Source organism: Accumulibacter sp., assembly GCF_029255285.1.
In the GTDB taxonomy this organism is placed as follows: Bacteria; Pseudomonadota; Gammaproteobacteria; order Burkholderiales; family Rhodocyclaceae; genus Accumulibacter.
Window position 1 is genome coordinate 42,860 of sequence record NZ_JAPUVI010000024.1, and the last position, 18,350, is coordinate 61,209.

The following is an 18,350-nucleotide window of genomic DNA, read 5'->3' on the forward strand; positions in this document are numbered from 1 at the left end:
GAACGGAGTAAGCATGCTCGAAGTTAACGGTCTACGCGTTTCCTACGGCGGTATACAGGCCGTCCGCGGCATCAGTTTTCACGTCAATGAAGGTGAGATGGTGGCGCTCATCGGTGCCAACGGGGCTGGCAAGAGCAGTACGCTGCGTGCGCTCGCCAGGCTGCTCGACCCGGCCGGAGGTAATGTCCGTTATCGCGGCAAGGAACTCCTGTCGCTACCGCCGCACCAGTTGGTCAGCCAAGGAATAGCCCTGGTTCCCGAGGGCCGAGGCGTATTTCCGCGCATGACTACGGTGGAAAACCTGCGCATGGGCGCCTACGCCCGCGACGACAAGGCGGCGATCGAGAACGACCTCGGGCAGGTCCTGGCGCATTTTCCGCGTCTCAAGGAACGCGCCGAGCAATTGGCGGGCACGCTCTCCGGTGGTGAACAACAGATGCTGGCCATCGGCCGCGCACTGATGAGCAAACCCAAGCTGATGCTGCTCGACGAACCGTCGATGGGGCTGGCGCCAATCATGGTACAGAAGATCTTCGAGGTGATTTGCGCGGTGGCGCGCGAGGGGATGACCATTCTGCTGGTTGAGCAAAACGCCAAGTTGGCGCTCGAAGTGAGTCAGCGCGGCTATGTCATGGAGAGCGGCGCGATTACTGTCACCGACGAGTCGACCCGCTTGCTGGCCGATCCCAAGGTACGTGCCGCGTACCTCGGCGAATAAGCTGGCGGCCTTCTAGAGTTCCATCGCGTCGGCGAACGCCAGCGCCTGCAACTGGGCTCGGTTGAATTGATCCGCCGTCAGGCCGAGCATCGCCGCCTGCTCGGCGATCGCCTCGCCATCGTCGGCCTCGCCGGCCCGCGCCAGATCAAGGAAAGGCTGGTAGCGGCCCCCGCCACCAAGCAGCGCATCGCAAATCGGCTCGGGCAGGCGCATCGCTTCGAGCGCCTGCTCCATGCCGACCCCAAGGAGAGTGTCGAGCAGCGAAAAGGCGCCGGTAATAAACAGATTGTCGTACTCGGATTTGTCGACCAGACCAGTCGACAGGATCTCCATCAGGCGCGCCCGCAGCAGCGCCGTATGCATCAGTGCCGGGGCCATCGGATCCTTACTGGCTGTCGCCAGCAATACCGACAGCCAGCGGTTGAGCTTCTCGTAGCCGAGCATGTTGACCGCATGCCTGAAGGACTGTATCTCGCAGGACAGCCCGAAACCGGCCGAATTAATGTAGCGCAACAGCTTGTAGGAGATGGCGACATCAAGCTTTAGCGCGGCTTCGATTTCCCGGATATCGGCGTTGCTGCGTACCAGATTGAGCACCCGCACGATGTTCGCCTGTCCCGGGTTGAGCGCTTTGGCTGGCGCACTTGCCGGCACGGTGAAAAACCACCCGGCAGCGGCCGTCGCACCGGCTTCGAGACAGGCGCGAAACTGGTCGGTCGTTTGCACGTTGAAGGCGATGCCGATGCCGCTGGCCCGCGTTCGGGCGACCAGCACTTTGAGTTGGTTGATCTGAAACTGCCGCGTATCGAAGCCGATGAAGCGAAAGCGCACGCCAGTGGACAGCGCCTGCGCGGCGGAAGCGCAAAAGTGCAGACAGACGGTCGGCTGGAAGGTCTGCAGAGCCGCGACGACGTTCGGCCCATCCTCTCCGACCAGGGCCGTAGCGGGCAATTCGATGGCTACGTTGTCCGGTGCCGACCAATCGAGCAGGCTAGCTTCGCAGCCACTCCGGTCGCAGCCGACGAACACCGGCTTGCCACCCTCGGGCCAAACGCCAGCCAGCGCGCTAAGCGCGTTGACGCCGTCGAGCGCCGTCGCCCGATCGCCCAGATGCAGCGTCAAGCGGGTGGCGATGATCCTGCTCTGGCGATTGACCAGCGGCTGGCGCGACACAAAAACTTCAGTCATACGAATCAACCTTGCTGTCTGGATGGGTAGTGGCATCGATCGCCTCGAGCGTATCGGCGGCAAAATCGAACGAGTCGGCAAAAAACTCGTCGGCTGGCAAGCGACAGCGCCCCAGAAAATCCTGCCGAGCGGCGGCAACCATCGCTGGCGATCCACAAACGTAGGCCTGATAGCCCGAGAGGTTGGCGTGGTCCACCATCGCCGCCCGGTGCACCAGTCCTGTTCGACCGTCCCAGGCCAGCCCGCTCGGCGGTTCGGAAAGCACGGGGACGAAGCGAACGTTGGCCAGCACCTGCGACCAACTCTGAGCAAGAGGCAGCAGATAAAGGTCTACGAGGCTACGTCCACCCCAATAGACATGCATCGGCCGCTCGCTACGCTCTGCGATGGCGTGTTCGACGATCGCCTTGATCGGTGCAAAGCCTGTTCCGCCGGCGACGAGGAGCATCGGTTTCCGGGAATCTTCACGTAGAAAGAAGCCTCCCTGCGGCCCGCGCAGGCGCAGGATGTCGCGTTCCTTCATGGCACCAAAGACGTGACCCGTAAACTGGCCACCCGGAACACGACGGACATGCAACTGCAGGAATGTGTCGTCGTGAGGCGCGTTGGCCAGCGAGAAAGCTCGACGCCGGCCGTCCTTAAGCAAAATGTCTACGTACTGTCCGGCGAGATACTGCAGCCGCTCGCTGTTGGGCAATTTGAGGTCGATGATCATCACGTCGGGCGCGGCGCGCGTCAGCTTCTGCACGCGTACCGGCAACGTCCTGACCGGAATGTCGGCCAGCGAACGCACCTCGCGGCTCTCGATACGGAGATCGCCCCTCGCCCGAGCACAACAGAAGAGGGCGAAGCCCGCCCGCCGGTCCGCTTCGTCGAGAGCCTGCGGCGTCGCCTTCCCATGCTCGAACTCGCCGACCAGCACTTTCCCCCGGCAGGCACCGCACACACCATCCCGGCAGCCGTACGGAAGGCGTAGCCCCTGCCGGAGTGCAGCGTCGAGCAAGGTTTCGTCAGGCTCGGCCTCGAAACAGTGCCCGCTTGGCTCTATGCTGACCTGAAAACTCATCGCCTCTCCGCGGATGGCCGAATCCGGTAAAATTGCGCAGTGCAAAAACTCTTGATTGTCGGCTGCGGCGACATCGCGCGTCGCATCCTTCCGCGGTTGCTCGGCCATTACCGCGTTTTCGCGCTGGTCCGCGATCCGGAGCAGCGCGCCATTTGGCGCGAACGTGGCGCCAGACCGCTCGTCGCCGACCTTGATCGACCAACGAGTCTGCATCGTCTTGCCGGCTTGGCCGATGTCATTCTGCATCTGGCGCCACCCGCCTCCGACGGACCGACACCCTTCGGTGAGCAACGTGACTCCCGAACGCGTCGCCTGCTTGCAGCGCTCGCTCGCGGAAGGAGTCTACCACAGCGAATCGTCTACATAAGTACCAGCGGCGTCTACGGCGACCGCGCCGGCGCGCGTATCGACGAAACATGCGCTCCGCGACCGACTACCGCCCGCGCCTGCCGGCGGTGTGACGCCGAGCGCCAGCTACGCCTGCTCGGCCAACGCGGCGTGGTCGTCACCATCCTCCGCGCGCCGGGCATCTATGCTGCCGACCGCTTGCCGATCGAGCGTTTGCGGCGCAAGACCCCAGCCCTTCGCGATGAGGACGACGTCTACAGCAATCATATTCATGCCGACGACCTGGCGATGTTGACCTGTGCCGCCTTACGGCGTGGGCGTAGCAACCGTGCGTACAACGCAGTCGACGATTCGGAAATCAAGATGGGCGGCTACTTCGACCTCGTTGCCGATCGTTTCGGGCTACCCAGGGCACCTCGCCTGTCGCGACACGAGGCGCAGCAGCAACTGCCGCCGTTACAGTTGTCGTTCATGAGTGAATCGCGACGCCTGCTCAACCAGCGCATCAAGAAGGAGTTCAAGGCGAAGCTGCGCTATCCCCGGGTCGAAGACGGTATCGCCGCCGCCTGGGATGAAAGGAATATTTCGTGCTGATTGTCAAGGTAGTCCATCTCTGGTTGGTCGTCAGTTGGTTCGCCGGCCTGTTTTATCTGCCTCGCCTCTTTGTCAATCTGGCGATGATCGAGGCCGACAGCGTCGCCGAACGCGATCGCCTGTTGCTGATGTCCGGCAAGCTCTATCGTTTCGTCACCCCGATCGGACTTCTGGCAGTAGCGTCCGGGCTTTGGTTATGGCTCGGTTTCGGTTTTTCGGGCGGCTGGCTACACGTCAAAACGACGCTGGTTGTCCTACTGCTCGCCTATCACGCCTATTGTGGCCGGCTGTTGCACCATTTTCGGACGGGTTGCAACAGGCACAGCCACGTCTGGTACCGCTGGTTCAACGAAATGCCCGTGCTCGTGCTGCTGGCCGTGACTTACCTCGCGGTAGTCAAACCCTTTTAAACCACTGCCCGGGAATAGCCATGGAAACTTTTTTCGCAAGTTGCCCGCGTGGCCTCGAGCCACTGCTGGCGGACGACCTTGTGGCGGCCGGAGCACCTGATCCGAGGCCGGTTCCCGGTGGTGTGCATTTCCGGGGAGAATGGCCGGTCTGCTACCGCGCCAGCCTTCACTCGCGAATCGCGACGCGTATCCTGTGGCGGGTGGCGCACGCCGACTACGGCAAAGAGGACGACATCTACCGGCTGGCGCTGGAAACACCGTGGCCCAACTGGTTTAACGCAGACCAGACGCTTCGTGTAGACATCAACGCGCTGAAGAGCCCATTGAAAAGCATCGACTTCGTCACGTTGCGCGTCAAGGACGCCATCTGCGACCGCTTTCGGCGGGAATCCGGCAAGCGGCCCAATGTCGATACTCGACATCCGGACGTGCGGGTGCAAGGATTTCTCAACGCCAAGGAGTGCACGCTCTATGTCGATACGTCGGGGACACCGCTATACCAGCGCGGCGCTCGCCAGAAGACGGTCGACGCGCCGCTGAAGGAAAATCTCGCGGCCGGCATTCTTCGCCTCACCGGCTGGCAGCCCGGAACTCCCCTCTTCGACCCAATGTGCGGCAGCGGCACCTTCCTGATCGAAGCCGCTCAGATCGCGCTCGGTATCGCACCCGGCAGCGGGCGCGACTTCGGTTTCCAGCGGCTGCGCCAATTCAATGACAGTGCTTGGCGAAGACTGCTCGAGGCCGCGCGTATCGCCGAAAAGCCGGTAGGCAACACCCGAATTTTCGGCAGTGACATCTCACCGCTAGCCGTACGCGCCACGCTCGCCAACCTCGATCGCGCCGGCCTGCTGCCCGCGGTCGTCCTCAAGGCGGGAGATCTGTTGACGATCGACGCGCCTGCCCAAGGTGGAATCCTGGTCGCCAACCCGCCCTACGGCGAGCGTGTGTCGGACGATGACGAACTCGCTGCCTTCTACCCTCTGCTCGGCAGTGCATTGAAGCGCCGGTTCGCCGGTTGGCAATGTTACCTGTTGACTGCCGACCAGCGCTTGCCGAAGCTCATGCGCCTGACGCCAAGCAAGAAGACCCCACTCTTCAACGGTGCGCTGGAATGCCGTCTCTACGAGTTCAAAATGGTCACCGGAAGCAACCGGGACACGCAGCGTAAGACTTCGTCGCCGTAGGGCGAGGCAACGGCCCTTCCCGGTGGAGGCTGCTGCGACTTGAGTGAACCGCGCGAACGGTGCGAGCGGCCAATGGCAGATACCCAACAGCAGCCAGATTGCACGTTTCGTGCGTTCAATTGTTCTTTTTTGCGACAAAAAGGACGATAATTAGCGCCCGTCGCCATTCGGACGCAACCTTAAAAAGAACCATGCCAACAGTTCAGTTTTCAGCCACACCAAGGAGGTATTTATGAGTGAAGTCAACACCGTGCAGGAAGAGCTTGTCCCGCAAGGCGATCAAGCCAACACAGCCGTGAGCGCGACCGCACCAACGGCCGACTCCGCCAAACCTGCCCCAGCCAAAACCGCCAAACCCGAGGCGAAGACTGAAGGCAAGAATGACGTACAGCAGACGTCTGCCAAAGCAAGCAAAGGCAAAGCCGCGAAAGCGGCCAAGCCGACTGCACCCGAAAAGCAGACCGACGCGGCGACGCGCAGCAATCAGAGTCAAGCCGTTCCGATGACTCGCAAACCACCGCTGAAAACCAAGTTCTACGAGGAAACCCTTTCGAAACTGCAGATCGAACTGGTGAAGCTGCAAGAGTGGATCAAGTTCAAGAAACTGAAAGTGGTCGTTCTGTTCGAAGGACGCGACGCAGCCGGCAAGGGCGGCACCATCAAGCGCATTACCGAGAGCCTCAGCCCGCGTGTGACGCGCGTTGCCGCACTGCCGGCGCCGACCGATCGCGAGCAAACGCAGTGGTATTTCCAGCGTTACGTTCAGCATCTGCCTGCTGGAGGCGAAATGGTGCTATTCGATCGTAGCTGGTATAACCGGGCTGGCGTGGAACGGGTAATGGGCTTTTGTACCGAAGAGGAGTATCGCGAGTTCCTGCGCACCTGTCCGGAGTTCGAGCGCATGCTCGTACGCAGCGGCATCATCCTGATCAAGTACTGGTTCTCGGTAAGCAACGAAGAACAGGAGCGCCGTTTCCAGAAACGCATCTTTCATCCGGAAAAGCACTGGAAACTGAGTCCGATGGACCTCGAGTCGCGAGCCCGCTGGGTTGAGTATTCGAAAGCCAAGGATGCCATGTTCGCGCACACCGACATCAAGCAGGCGCCCTGGTATGTGGTCGACGGTGACGACAAGAAGCGCGCCCGCCTCAACGTCATCACCCATCTGCTCAACATGATCGACTACGAGGATTTGACGCCGGAGCCAATCGTTCTGCCGCCGCGCCAGGATGAGCACGGCTACGTACGGCCGCCCCTGTCCGATCAGACCTTCATTCCGGAAGTGTATTGAGGCATCGACAGCCGGCGGCCCATTGCTTGCCAATGGCCTTCGGCTGCCGAACAAACCAGCGCATCGCCCAAACTACGGCGCTGCCGAGCGGCCAACCCAGGGGGTACCGAGTTCCCCGCCGTGGCGCCGGAGGGACAATGCGCTGCTACTTGTAGTACCCTACCGCACACACCTGATCACCAATCCTGGTGACGTAAGCGATCTTTGCCACCGGATCGGTCTGCCCGGGACGCGGCCACATGTAGCTTACCTCGGTGATCGAGCCCTCCTTCGCGGCGCCATAGACTTCCTCGCCGAGTGGCTTACCGGCCTTGTCCTTGAGATCTTTCAGACTCTTGCCGAGAAGCGTGGGGTGCGCCGTGAACATGCCGTCCGGCCCTCCACAATAGGGATAGAGGTCGCGATCCTTGAACCCCCCCTCACCCTTGGTGAACATCACCAGCGCCTTGGCCTTGTCGGCCTTGATGGCGACGACGGCCTTATCGAGCATGGCTCTAGCCTCGGCCGGAGTCCCATAGTCGGCTGCCGAAACCCCACCGACATATCCGGATACGACGAACGCTGAAACAAACGCAAATTTACGTAGCATCAAGAACCTCCTGGTCAGATGATCGGTTCGCAGCAGGGAAGCGCTGCGTACCGCTAGCCGGGGCCGAAGCTCCGGCAAACCGATGGTAGCTCAAAACAGGACAAGGCGATGAACCTTGTTGTGGTGCGAACGATCGGGAAAGACGGCCGCAAGCTGGCTGTCCAGCCAAGCTCCTCAGCAAGTCAATCGGCTGCAGCACCGGCAGACTTCTCCACCTCCATGTTCAACGGCAACAATGAACATCCGGACGGGCGGCCAGCGACCGCTCGTCCGGAAGGCGACGCACCCTCAGCAACTCCTTGTGGGCAGTCAACAAGGCCAGGCTCTCTTCCACATAGGCGCGAGACGAAAGCTCGCTAGCAGCATAACGGCCCAACAACTGCAACCAGCGAGCGTGAATCGTACAAGGCGTACACTCGTCACCGCCCGTCAGCGGGCAGTCCGGACACCGTATTTTGGCCAGCACGGTGACCGCCCTCCGCTTCTGCCATTGCTGGCGATACTGCCGGGCGTTATCCTCGATCCACGCCAAGGCCCTAGTTTCTCGCTCGTCCGGCGGAAAGCGCCCGACATACGCTTCGATGGCCGCCACTTGCTGCTCCAAGAAGTCTTTGTCCGAAGCATCCTGCGACTCGGGCTCGCCTACGAATCGGGCGATGAGCGCCAGGGCCGGGTCATCGACGATATACATACGAAACTATACGGGCTGGTTTACCAACATGAGGAATCCACGCGCATGCTTAATCATAGCAAAAAAATGCTGCGCTGCAACAATTGATCGGGGCGATGCCAAGCATCACGGTGCGCGTTCGCACGGGCCCATGGAGAATCCGGAAGCTCAGTTCAGGGCCGAGGTGCGGGAATTCTTCACCTCAGCAGAAAAAGCGAACTAGGCCGACGCCCCGGAGTCGTCGGCCGGCCCAAGGAAATCGAACGCCGTCAATACCGGCTGGCGGCGATGGCTGTCGCCAGGGCCAGGATACCCGCCCGGATCAAGGCACGTTATCCACGAGAGAAGGCCGAGTACGACGAGAAAATGACCCGCCGCACAGCCAAAAGGAAGCAACCGGCAGAAAGCCGGGAGGCAAGCCACCCAAAACCTCCGAATCCGGATAGCTCCGACAGGCGGCTAGCGAGCAGAATCAGGAAAAACAGGTCACACGAAGCCGGCACTTCGGCAGACGAAAAACCGAGCAAATCTCAATCAGGCCATCAGGCCAGGCCCACGATAGGTGTCGATCACCTGCAGCATCTGCGCGAAGAGCTTCGGGGTACCGGCCACCACGTTGCCGGACTGAAGGTAGGTTTCGTTGCCGGCCAGATCGCCGATCAGTCCACCGGCTTCCGAAATCAACAGTGCTCCGCCAGCGATATCCCAGGGCGACAGGCCGAACTCCCAAAAACCATCGAAGCGACCACAAGCGACATAGGCTAGGTCAAGTGACGCGGCTCCGGGGCGACGAATGCCGGCCGTCCGCTTGGCGAACTCCTTGAAGATCGCCAGGTAGGCATCGATGTGATCGTAGGCACGATAGGGAAAGCCCGTGCCGAGCAACGCGTCTTCGAGTCTGAGGCACTTGCTGACGCGGATTCGTCGGTCGTTGAGGAAAGCGCCGCCGCCCTTGCTGGCGACGAACAGCTCGTTGTGCACCGTGTCATAGACGACCGACTGCGTGATCTGCCCGCGAAATGCCAACGCGATCGAGATCGCGTACTGCGGAAAACCGTGGATGAAGTTGGTCGTCCCATCCAGCGGATCGATAATCCACTGATACTCGCTCCCGGCGAGCTGGCCGGCGGTCTGGCCCGACTCTTCTGCTAGAATTCCGTAGTCGGGATAAGCCTCGCAAAGCACCTCGATGATCGCCGCCTCGGCGGCCTTGTCCACTTCGGTGACGAAGTCGCTCTGGCGCTTGGTCGCCACCTGCAGGTGGCTGAGGTCGAGCGAGGCGCGGTTGATGATCTGGCTGGCGCGCCGCGCCGCCTTGATGAGGATGTTGAGCGCTGGATGCATGGCTGTAAGGAACCCGGCGGGCGGCTGCCGCCGGCCGGTCGCTGTGGAGGATCTTCGATTCTAATATGAACATGCCCGCCAGGTCTTCTACTTCCGGCTGGCCACTCGACCGCATCCGCATCGTCCTGTCACGCACCAGTCATCCCGGCAATATCGGCGCCGCGGCTCGGGCCATGAAGACAATGGGCCTGTCGCACCTGCGGCTGGTCAATCCGAAGCGCTTTCCGGACGACGAGGCGATGGCCCGAGCCGCAGGTGCCGAGGACATTCTCTTGCAAGCGCAAGTGTGCACTACACTCGACACCGCGCTCGCCGACAGCATTTATACCTACGCCCTGTCGGCACGGCAGCGTAACCTCGGACCGGCGGCGATGCCGGCCCGGCAGGCGGCAGGAGAAATTCTGGCGCGCGCTGGCACGGGAGAAGTCGCGCTGCTGTTTGGCAACGAAACGGCTGGCCTGTCGAACGCCGAAGTGCAGCGTTGCCAAAGCACCGTCTACATTCCGGCAAACCCGGAATACAGTTCGCTCAACCTGGCATCGGCCGTGCAGTTGCTGTGCTACGAACTGCGGCTTGCCGCTTTCGCCGGCCGGCCACCAGTTTTGACGCGCGCCGTACCCTTCGCTTCGCCACCGGCGGCCCACGCCGACATCGAGCGCTTCTACGCGCACCTCGAACGAGTTATGGTGGCCAGCGGCTTTCTCGATCCCGAACACCCTCGACGGCTACTACCGAAGCTACGTCGGCTGTTCGCGCGAACCGAACTCGAAAGCGACGAGATCAATATCCTGCGTGGGCTGCTCGACGCGCTCGAGCGTCGACTGACGACACAGCTTCCGGGCAACGAGGGCCGCGCGCGATAGTGGACGGAAGCACTAGGGTATTGTAGAATAGTTTTGTTTGCACAATGACTTATCGTACATGTTCAGCCGCCTGCGTGAAGATATCCAGTCCGTATTCGACCGTGACCCCGCCGCCCGCACCTTCTGGGAGGTGCTGACCTGTTATCCCGGCGTGCATGCGATGGTAGCGCACCGACAGGCTCACTGGCTGTGGACGCACCGCTTGCGCTGGTTGGGACGCCTGCTTTCGCATCTGGCACGCTGCCTGACCGGCATCGAAATCCATCCCGGTGCAACGATCGGGCGTCGGCTTTTCATCGACCATGGAATGGGCGTCGTGATCGGCGAGACAGCTATCATCGGCGACGATGTCACGCTCTACCACGGCGTCACTCTGGGTGGCACCTCGTGGAACAAGGGCCGGCGTCACCCGACGCTGGAGAATAGCGTCGTCATTGGTGCCGGAGCCAAGGTGCTCGGCCCGATCACCATCGGCACGTCGGCCAAGGTCGGCTCGAATGCCGTGGTCGTCAAGGACGTACCGGCGAGAGCGACGGCGGTGGGCAATCCGGCGCGCATCATCGACGGCGCGCAAGCGCAAAAGCGCGAGGAGATGGCCGGCCAGTTGGGTTTTTCGGCGTACGCCCTGGCGGGCGACCAGGACGACCCACTGGCCAAAGCGATTCATGGACTGCTCGACCACGCGGTCGAGACCGATCGGCGAATCGAGCTGTTGCTCAGGAAGCTCGAAGAAGCCGGCGTTCATGTGGCGGGCGATCTGGCGACTGCAGACCAGTTCGACCCACAATACCTGAGCAAAATAGTTGACTAATTTCGCCCTAGTCACTATAGTGTACCAATCCGATCAACTATTATTGGTGGAGACAAAAGAATGAGACTGACGACCAAAGGACGTTTTGCCGTGACGGCCATGATCGACTTGGCACTGCGTTGTAGCGACGGTCCGGTGACGCTGTCCGGAATCAGCGAGCGTCAGAAGATCTCGCTGTCGTATCTGGAACAATTGTTCGGCAAGCTGCGGCGCTATGGCTTGGTCGACAGCGTCCGTGGCCCGGGTGGTGGTTACTGCCTAGCACGGCCGACCCGCGAGATGACGGTAACCGATATCATCCGCGCCGTCGACGAACCTCTCGACGCCACTCAGTGCGGTGGCCGCGAGAATTGCCACGACGACGAACGCTGCATGACTCACGAGTTGTGGACGACGCTCAACGAAAAGATGTTCGAGTACCTCAGCTCGGTGACGCTAGACGAACTCGTCGCGCAACAGCTCAAACGTCAGGGTGGCGCGGTGTCCGTACTGCACGACGCGCGGCGACGGGTCGGTGCGCGCTCGCGCGCCAAGGTCATGTCGCTGAGTAGCTAGGCGACAAGCGCGCGGCCAAGCATGTTTGCTCCCGTCTATCTCGACCACAATGCGACGACGCCTGCCGATGCGGCAGTCGTAGACGCCATGCTACCCTGGCTGTCGCTCCAGTTCGGCAACCCGTCTAGCCGACACGAGTACGGTCGAGCGGCTCGGCGGGCGATCGACCATGCCCGCCGCCAGGTCGCCGCGGCGGTCGGTGCGCAACCCGGCGAGATCGTGTTCACCAGCGGCGGGTCGGAAGCCAACAACCTGCTGATCAAGGGCGCCGCCGCCTGCTTCAAACCCGGAATCCTGGCGGTGGGCGCCAGCGAACACCCCTGCGTCATCAAGCCGGCCGAGCAAATCGCCAGGCGCGGCTGGACGCTGCACCGGCTGGCGGTCGATAGCGAGGGGCGCATCGACATGGACGCCTTCGCTGCCGTGATGGCACTGAAGCCGAAAATCGTCTCGGTGATGCTGGCCAACAACGAAACCGGTGTGCTACAGGAAATCGAGCTGCTGGCGGCCATGGCACGTCGCGCCGGCGCCCTGTTCCACAGCGACGCGGTACAAGCGGTCGGCAAGGTGGCGGTCGACTTTCGCCAGCTCAATGCGGCCGGTGTTCAGGCGCTGACGCTATCGGCGCACAAGTTCGGCGGCCCGAAGGGTGCCGCCGCTCTGGTCATGGACAAACGAGTCGACCTCGAAGCGCTGATTGCCGGCGGTGGCCACGAACGAGGGCTGCGCTCGGGTACCGAGAACGTCGCGGCGATCGTCGGCTTCGGCGTCGCCTGCGAACTGGCTGTTCAGCGTTGCGCCGAGGTCGCCCCGCGCTTGCTGGCGCTGCGCGAGCGGCTCGAGGAGCGGCTGCTCAAGCTCGGCGCTATAGTGTTCGGCCGGGCTGCTGAGCGTCTGCCGAACACGGTTTTTTTCGCCTTCCCCGAACTCGACGGCGAAACAGTGGTCGGACAGCTCGACCGTGCCGGCTACGCAATCGCCAGCGGTGCGGCCTGTTCGAGCGCCAACCCTGAACCCTCTCATGTGTTACGAGCCATGGGAGTCGGGCCGGATCTGGCGCGTGGCGCGCTGCGTGTCAGTTTCGGCAGCGGCAATACACCGGAACAGGTAAACGGTTTCCTCGACGCGCTGCAGACGACCGTCGCCAGACTGCGGCAACTGACGGCGATGGCCGTCTGAAGATCGCCAACGGCAACACGAACTCATCCCACCAGCCCAATACGTACAACCCGGAGCAAGAGCAATGTTGAAACTTCCCATCTATCTCGATTATTCGGCAACCACCCCGGTTGACCCGCGCGTCGTGGAAAAGATGATTCCTTACCTCTTCGAGAAGTTCGGCAATCCCGCCTCGCGCTCGCATTCGTTTGGTTGGGAAGCGGAAGCGGCGGTCGAGGAAGCACGTGTCGAGGTGGCGAAGTTGATCAATGCCGACCCGAAGGAGATCGTCTGGACTTCCGGCGCCACCGAGTCGAACAACCTCGCGCTCAAGGGAGCAGCACAGTTCTACGCTGGCAAGGGAAAGCATCTGATAACCGTGAAGACAGAGCACAAGGCGGTTCTCGATACCTGCCGCGAGCTCGAACGTCAGGGCTTCGAGGTCAGCTACCTGGACGTCCTAGGCAACGGCTTGCTCGATCTCGAGGTCTTGCAGGCGGCCCTGCGCCCGGACACGATTCTGGTGTCGGTAATGTTCGTCAACAACGAGATCGGCGTCATCCAACCGATCGCCGAGATTGGCGAGATCTGCCGTTCGCGGGGCATCGTCTTTCATGTCGATGCGGCACAGGCCACGGGCAAGGTAGCGATCGATCTGGCAAAGCTGAAAGTCGATCTGATGAGTTTTTCGGCGCACAAGACCTACGGCCCTAAGGGTATTGGCGCATTGTACGTGCGTCGTAAACCGCGTGTTCGCCTGTCGGCTCAGATGCACGGCGGCGGTCACGAGCGCGGCTTCCGCTCGGGCACGCTGCCGACGCACCAGATCGTCGGCATGGGCGAGGCTTTTCGCCTGGCACGCCTGGAGATGGGGGCCGAGAGCGAGCGCATCCGCATGCTCCGTGACCGACTGCGCGAAGGGCTATCGGACATTGAGGAGGTCTATGTCAATGGCGACCTCGAGCGGCGTGTTCCGCACAATCTGAACGTCAGCTTCGCCTACGTCGAAGGCGAGTCCCTGCTGATGGCAATTAAGGAGCTGGCCGTATCGTCAGGATCGGCGTGCACCTCGGCTTCGCTCGAACCGTCCTACGTCCTGCGCGCGCTCGGCCGCAACGACGAGTTGGCGCACAGTTCGATTCGCTTCACGCTAGGCCGCTTCACCACCGAGGAAGAGGTCGATTACGCGATCAAACTGCTGCATGACAAGATCGGCCGGCTGCGCGAACTCTCGCCGTTGTGGGAGATGGTGCAGGAAGGCGTCGACCTGAGCACCGTCCAGTGGGCCGCTCATTGATCATGTATTGAAGGAGAAACAGCATGTCGTACAGTGTCAAGGTTCTGGATCACTACGAGAATCCGCGCAACGTCGGTTCTTTTGGCAAGGAAGAGGAAGGGGTGGCTACCGGCATGGTCGGTGCCCCTGCCTGTGGCGACGTCATGAAGCTGCAGATCAAGGTTGGCAAGGGAGGCGTCATCGAAGACGCCAAATTCAAGACCTACGGCTGCGGATCGGCGATTGCTTCGTCTTCACTGGTCACCGAATGGGTAAAGGGAAAGACGATCGACCAGGCGCTCGACATCAAAAACACGCAGATTGCCGAAGAGCTGGCGCTACCGCCGGTCAAGATTCATTGCTCGATTCTCGCCGAAGACGCGATCAAGGCCGCCGTTGCCGACTACAAGAAAAAGCATGGCGAACCCGCTGCTGCCTGACGTGACATCGGCCAACGCATTGACAGCAGGAGGTTTTGCATGGCAGTGACGCTTTCTGAGCGGGCAGCAAGCCATATCGCCAACTATATGGCCAAACGCGGCAAGGGCATCGGGTTGCGCGTCGGCGTACGCACCAGCGGCTGTTCTGGAATGGCCTACAAGCTCGAGTTCGCCGACACCGCGCTACCCGATGATATCGAGTTCGAGTCGCATGGCGTCAGATTGCTGGTCGACCCCAAGAGTCTGCCCTACCTCGACGGAACGGAACTCGATTACGCTCGTGAAGGACTCAACGAAGGCTTCCGCTTCAACAACCCGAACGTCAAGGACGCCTGCGGCTGTGGCGAGAGTTTCAACGTTTGACCGACTCGACAGCGACGAGCAGCCAACTGCCGAGTTATTGCGCTCGCTGACGAAGGCCGCGCTGTCATCAATAGACGATGGACTTCAACGCCGACCACTTCTCCTTGTTCCAGTTGCCGCCGACCTTCCGCCTGGATGGGGCGCAGCTTGACCGGCGCTATATCGAGTGGCAGTCGCAGGTTCATCCGGACCGCTTCGTCGGTGCCGGCGACGCCGAACGGCGCCTGTCCTTACAATGGGCGACGCGGGTCAATGAGGCCTACCAGACGCTGAAGAAACCCTTGCCACGCGCCAAGTACCTTCTGCACCTGGCAGCCCACGATATCGAGAGCGAAAACAACGCCTTGATGCCGGCCGATTTTCTCGTCGAACAGATGGCGTGGCGCGAAGCCGTCGCGGAAGCGCGAGCCGCCCACGAACACCATGAACTCGAGCATTTGCACCACCGGCTGCAACGCGAGATGCGTGACCGCTACGAGGAACTCGCGGTACTGCTCGACGAACGGCGTGACCTGAATCAGGCGGCCGATCGTGTGCGCCGGCTGATGTTTCTCGACAAGCTGCTCGCCGAAATCGACGAGGCGATGGCGGAAGCCGAAGAATAGCTCGCGCGCCGGCCATCGATACCCCAGTAGCAACACGTACCAGGATCTTTTCATGGCACTTTTACAGATTGCGGAACCGGGCGAGTCCGCCGCTCCGCACCAGCATCGACTGGCGGTCGGAATCGATCTCGGAACGACCAACTCCTTGGTCGCAACGGTGCGAAGCGGACTCGCCGTCGTGCTGAGCGACGAACTCGGTCGCCCGCTTCTGCCCTCGGTCGTCCGCTATCTCGCCGACGGCAGCAGCGAGGTCGGTTACGAGGCACAAGCCAGACAGGCCTTCGATCCGCGCAACACCATCGTTTCGGTCAAGCGATTCATGGGTCGCGGGATCAACGACCTTAGCGACCGCGAGGCGCTGCCCTATGCCTTCGCCAGTGGCGAAGGCATGCTGCGCCTGGCAACCGTCGCCGGCCTGAAGAGTCCGGTCGAGGTATCGGCCGAGATCCTGCGCAACCTGCGGCGGCGTGCTGAAGCCTCGCTCGGAGGACAACTGGTTGGTGCCGTGATCACTGTGCCGGCCTATTTCGACGATGCGCAGCGCCAAGCGACCAAGGATGCGGCCAGACTCGCCGGTCTGCCGGTTCTCCGTCTGCTCAATGAGCCGACAGCGGCGGCCATCGCTTACGGGCTCGACAACGCGGCGGAGGGAGTGTATGCCGTTTATGACCTCGGCGGCGGAACTTTCGACATCTCCATCCTCAGACTAGCGCGCGGCATCTTCGAGGTGCTGGCGACAGGGGGCGACTCGGCGCTCGGTGGCGACGACTTCGACCGGCGGATTTTCTGCTGGATCATCGAGGCGGCAAAGCTCAAACCGCTTTCTGTCGAGGACGCTAGCATGCTGCTGACACGCGCCCGGGAAGCCAAAGAATACCTGACTTTTCACGGAGCCGCTCCGATCACCGCCCGGCTCGGCAGCGGCGAATTGGTCGATCTGACGCTGACCACGGAAACCTTCGCAGAAATCACTCAGACCCTGGTCGCCAAAACCATACAGCCGGTCAAGAAGGCCTTGCGTGATGCCGGATTGTCGGTCACCGACGTTAAGGGTGTGGTGATGGTGGGCGGCGCCACGCGCATGCCGCAGATTCAGCGCGCCGTTGGCGAGTTCTTCCGTCAGGAGCCGCTCAACAACCTCGACCCGGACAAGGTGGTCGCCGTCGGAGCGGCAACGCAGGCCAACTTGCTGGCCGGCAACCGGGCCGCCGGCGACGACTGGCTTTTGCTCGACGTCATCCCCTTGTCGCTCGGGCTCGAGACGATGGGTGGGCTGGTCGAAAAGATCATTCCCCGCAACTCGACGATCCCCACCGCGCGTGCGCAGGAGTTCACAACCTTTCGCGACGGTCAGACGGCGCTCGCCGTCCACGTCGTGCAGGGCGAACGCGAACTAGTCAGCGACTGCCGTTCGCTGGCGCGTTTTGAACTGCGCGGCATTCCTCCGATGGTCGCCGGTGCGCCGCGCATCCGCGTCAGCTTTCAAGTCGACGCCGACGGCCTACTGGCGGTGACGGCCCGCGAACAGACTTCGGGAGCCGAAGCGAGTATCGTCGTCAAACCATCGTACGGTCTGTCGGACGACGAAATTGCGGGAATGCTCAAGGAGTCGCTGACGCACGTCAAAGACGACGCACAACGACGCGCGCTGAAGGAATCGCAAGTCGAAGCGCAGCGCCTGATCGAAGCCGTCCGTTCGGCCCTCACGGCGGACAGCGACCTGCTGGCGGCAGACGAACTGGCGCGCATCGATAGCAACATCGTCAGATTGCAAAGTGCGGCACTTAGCGACAACCGACGACAGATCGTCCTGACGATGGACGATCTCGAATCCGCCACCCGGGAATTCGCGGCACGACGTATGGACAAGTCGATCCGGCGGGCCTTCGCCGGCCGCAACATCAGTGAGCTCGACGGCGAAACCACCATCGCGAAGAGCGGAGAGGCGGCATGACCCAGATCATCGTCTTGCCGCATGTCGAGCTCTGTCCCGACGGCGCGCTGTTCGACGCGCGCATGAACGAATCGATTTGTCAGAATCTGCTCGAGAACGGCATCGCCATCGAGCATGCCTGCGAAATGTCCTGCGCCTGTACTACCTGCCACGTCATCGTTCGTGAAGGCTTCGCCGGGCTCGAACCATCCGATGAGGTCGAGGACGACCTGCTCGACAAGGCCTGGGGCCTCGAGCCCAACTCGCGCCTGTCGTGTCAGGCAATCGTCAATGAAACGCCGCTGGTGATCGAAATCCCGCGCTACTCAATCAACATGGCCAAGGAAGGCAAGCGATGAAATGGACCGATATCAACGAACTCGCTGTGGAACTCGCCGAAGCCCACCCCGATGTGGACCCGCTGAAGATCAACTTCCTTGACCTGATGAACTGGGTTCTCGCCCTGCCCGGCTTCGAGGATGATGCGCGACACTGCGGAGAGAAGATTCTCGAGGCCATCCAACAGGCCTGGATCGACGAACGCGCATGAAGCCCGACGACACTGGAGGTCGGCAGCGCAACGTCCTGGGCGGTTTGCTCGGAACTTGCAGCGAGCGACCGATGACGGGATTTTTCCGCGATGGCTGCTGCCACACCAGCGACGAGGACATCGGTAGCCACACCGTCTGCGTCGTGCTCACGGCGGAGTTTCTCACCTTCTCGAAGGCTCGGGGCAACGACCTGTCCACGCCGCGGCCGGAGTTCGGGTTTCCCGGCCTGCAGCCCGGTGATCGCTGGTGCCTCTGTGCCGCACGCTGGCGTGAGGCGCTGCAGGCCGGCATGGCGCCACGCGTCGTTCTCAATTCGACCAACGAAGCCTCGCTGCTGATCGTCGGCCTGGACGACCTGAAGCGCCACGCCATCGACCTGAACTGACGCGCGCT

General features: G+C 61.8%; 22 protein-coding genes. 17 read left to right on the forward strand and 5 right to left on the reverse strand.

Features of this window, described 5'->3' with window-relative positions:
• Positions 1–13 precede the first annotated feature (13 nt).
• Positions 14–718, forward strand: coding sequence for an ABC transporter ATP-binding protein (locus Q1M07_RS03245; protein WP_300450629.1), 705 nt, complete (start codon positions 14–16; stop codon positions 716–718).
• Between the two features lie 12 nt (positions 719–730).
• On the opposite strand, the gene Q1M07_RS03250 is transcribed toward Q1M07_RS03245, so the two are convergent.
• Complete coding sequence (locus Q1M07_RS03250) at positions 731–1,906, reverse strand: EAL and HDOD domain-containing protein (RefSeq protein ID WP_300450632.1); 1,176 nt, start codon at positions 1,904–1,906, stop codon at positions 731–733.
• Positions 1,899–2,972, reverse strand: a complete 1,074-nt coding sequence (locus tag Q1M07_RS03255; RefSeq protein WP_300450635.1) for a CDP-6-deoxy-delta-3,4-glucoseen reductase — start codon at positions 2,970–2,972, stop codon at positions 1,899–1,901. Before Q1M07_RS03255 ends, Q1M07_RS03250 begins: the two co-directional genes overlap by 8 nt.
• A 39-nt stretch (positions 2,973–3,011) precedes the next feature.
• Between Q1M07_RS03255 and Q1M07_RS03260 the strand changes: the two genes are divergently transcribed.
• From Q1M07_RS03260 to ppk2, 4 genes are all read left to right on the forward strand, one after another.
• Positions 3,012–3,914, forward strand: coding sequence for an NAD-dependent epimerase/dehydratase family protein (locus Q1M07_RS03260; RefSeq protein WP_300450638.1), 903 nt, complete (start codon positions 3,012–3,014; stop codon positions 3,912–3,914).
• Positions 3,908–4,324 (forward strand): CopD family protein, encoded by a 417-nt coding sequence (locus Q1M07_RS03265; protein ID WP_300450641.1) that lies wholly within the window; start codon positions 3,908–3,910, stop codon positions 4,322–4,324. The genes Q1M07_RS03260 and Q1M07_RS03265 overlap by 7 nt, the downstream gene beginning before the upstream one ends.
• A gap of 20 nt (positions 4,325–4,344) precedes the next feature.
• Complete coding sequence (locus Q1M07_RS03270; RefSeq protein WP_300450643.1) at positions 4,345–5,508, forward strand: THUMP domain-containing protein; 1,164 nt, start codon at positions 4,345–4,347, stop codon at positions 5,506–5,508.
• 502 nt (positions 5,509–6,010) lie between these two features.
• Positions 6,011–6,799, forward strand: a complete 789-nt coding sequence (ppk2, locus tag Q1M07_RS03275; RefSeq protein ID WP_300450820.1) for a polyphosphate kinase 2 — start codon at positions 6,011–6,013, stop codon at positions 6,797–6,799.
• 145 nt (positions 6,800–6,944) lie between these two features.
• On the opposite strand, the gene Q1M07_RS03280 is transcribed toward ppk2, so the two are convergent.
• The 3 genes from Q1M07_RS03280 to Q1M07_RS03290 all read right to left on the reverse strand — a co-directional run bounded on the left by Q1M07_RS03280 (position 6,945) and on the right by Q1M07_RS03290 (position 9,402).
• Positions 6,945–7,388: a cache domain-containing protein gene (locus Q1M07_RS03280; protein ID WP_300450645.1), complete on the reverse strand. Its 444-nt coding sequence runs from the start codon at positions 7,386–7,388 to the stop codon at positions 6,945–6,947.
• Positions 7,389–7,611: 223 nt separating this feature from the next.
• Positions 7,612–8,079, reverse strand: a complete 468-nt coding sequence (locus Q1M07_RS03285) for a hypothetical protein (RefSeq protein WP_300450649.1) — start codon at positions 8,077–8,079, stop codon at positions 7,612–7,614.
• Between the two features lie 513 nt (positions 8,080–8,592).
• Positions 8,593–9,402 carry an inositol monophosphatase family protein gene (locus tag Q1M07_RS03290; protein WP_300450652.1) on the reverse strand — a complete coding sequence of 270 codons (810 nt, stop codon included), beginning with the start codon at positions 9,400–9,402 and terminating at the stop codon, positions 8,593–8,595.
• A 65-nt stretch (positions 9,403–9,467) separates the two neighbouring features.
• Here Q1M07_RS03290 and Q1M07_RS03295 point away from each other — a divergent pair, with 65 nt between their 5' ends.
• The 12 genes from Q1M07_RS03295 (at position 9,468) to Q1M07_RS03350 (ending at position 18,342) form a co-directional block, all read left to right on the forward strand.
• The gene (locus Q1M07_RS03295) at positions 9,468–10,265 is read left to right on the forward strand and encodes an RNA methyltransferase (protein ID WP_300450655.1); all 798 of its coding nucleotides are present in this window, start codon (positions 9,468–9,470) and stop codon (positions 10,263–10,265) included.
• A 58-nt stretch (positions 10,266–10,323) separates the two neighbouring features.
• The gene (cysE, locus tag Q1M07_RS03300) at positions 10,324–11,076 is read left to right on the forward strand and encodes a serine O-acetyltransferase (RefSeq protein ID WP_300450823.1); all 753 of its coding nucleotides are present in this window, start codon (positions 10,324–10,326) and stop codon (positions 11,074–11,076) included.
• A gap of 60 nt (positions 11,077–11,136) precedes the next feature.
• Positions 11,137–11,631, forward strand: coding sequence for a Fe-S cluster assembly transcriptional regulator IscR (gene iscR, locus Q1M07_RS03305; RefSeq protein ID WP_300450658.1), 495 nt, complete (start codon positions 11,137–11,139; stop codon positions 11,629–11,631).
• Between the two features lie 21 nt (positions 11,632–11,652).
• Positions 11,653–12,810, forward strand: a complete 1,158-nt coding sequence (locus tag Q1M07_RS03310) for a cysteine desulfurase family protein (protein ID WP_300450661.1) — start codon at positions 11,653–11,655, stop codon at positions 12,808–12,810.
• Positions 12,811–12,874: 64 nt separating this feature from the next.
• Positions 12,875–14,086: an IscS subfamily cysteine desulfurase gene (locus tag Q1M07_RS03315; RefSeq protein ID WP_300450664.1), complete on the forward strand. Its 1,212-nt coding sequence runs from the start codon at positions 12,875–12,877 to the stop codon at positions 14,084–14,086.
• 23 nt (positions 14,087–14,109) lie between these two features.
• Positions 14,110–14,505, forward strand: coding sequence for a Fe-S cluster assembly scaffold IscU (gene iscU / locus Q1M07_RS03320; RefSeq protein ID WP_300450667.1), 396 nt, complete (start codon positions 14,110–14,112; stop codon positions 14,503–14,505).
• A gap of 39 nt (positions 14,506–14,544) precedes the next feature.
• Positions 14,545–14,868 carry an iron-sulfur cluster assembly protein IscA gene (gene iscA / locus Q1M07_RS03325; RefSeq protein WP_300450670.1) on the forward strand — a complete coding sequence of 108 codons (324 nt, stop codon included), beginning with the start codon at positions 14,545–14,547 and terminating at the stop codon, positions 14,866–14,868.
• 77 nt (positions 14,869–14,945) lie between these two features.
• A complete protein-coding gene (gene hscB, locus Q1M07_RS03330) occupies positions 14,946–15,473 on the forward strand; it encodes a Fe-S protein assembly co-chaperone HscB (RefSeq protein ID WP_300450672.1) in 528 nt (175 codons plus the stop codon).
• Between the two features lie 52 nt (positions 15,474–15,525).
• Entirely contained in the window at positions 15,526–17,427 is a 1,902-nt protein-coding gene (hscA, locus tag Q1M07_RS03335) for a Fe-S protein assembly chaperone HscA (protein WP_300450675.1), read from the forward strand.
• Positions 17,424–17,765 carry an ISC system 2Fe-2S type ferredoxin gene (fdx, locus tag Q1M07_RS03340; protein WP_300450678.1) on the forward strand — a complete coding sequence of 114 codons (342 nt, stop codon included), beginning with the start codon at positions 17,424–17,426 and terminating at the stop codon, positions 17,763–17,765. Before hscA ends, fdx begins: the two co-directional genes overlap by 4 nt.
• Positions 17,762–17,956 carry a Fe-S cluster assembly protein IscX gene (iscX, locus tag Q1M07_RS03345; RefSeq protein WP_300450680.1) on the forward strand — a complete coding sequence of 65 codons (195 nt, stop codon included), beginning with the start codon at positions 17,762–17,764 and terminating at the stop codon, positions 17,954–17,956. Before fdx ends, iscX begins: the two co-directional genes overlap by 4 nt.
• A complete protein-coding gene (locus tag Q1M07_RS03350) occupies positions 17,953–18,342 on the forward strand; it encodes a DUF2237 domain-containing protein (RefSeq protein WP_300450683.1) in 390 nt (129 codons plus the stop codon). The genes iscX and Q1M07_RS03350 overlap by 4 nt, the downstream gene beginning before the upstream one ends.
• Positions 18,343–18,350 lie beyond the last annotated feature (8 nt).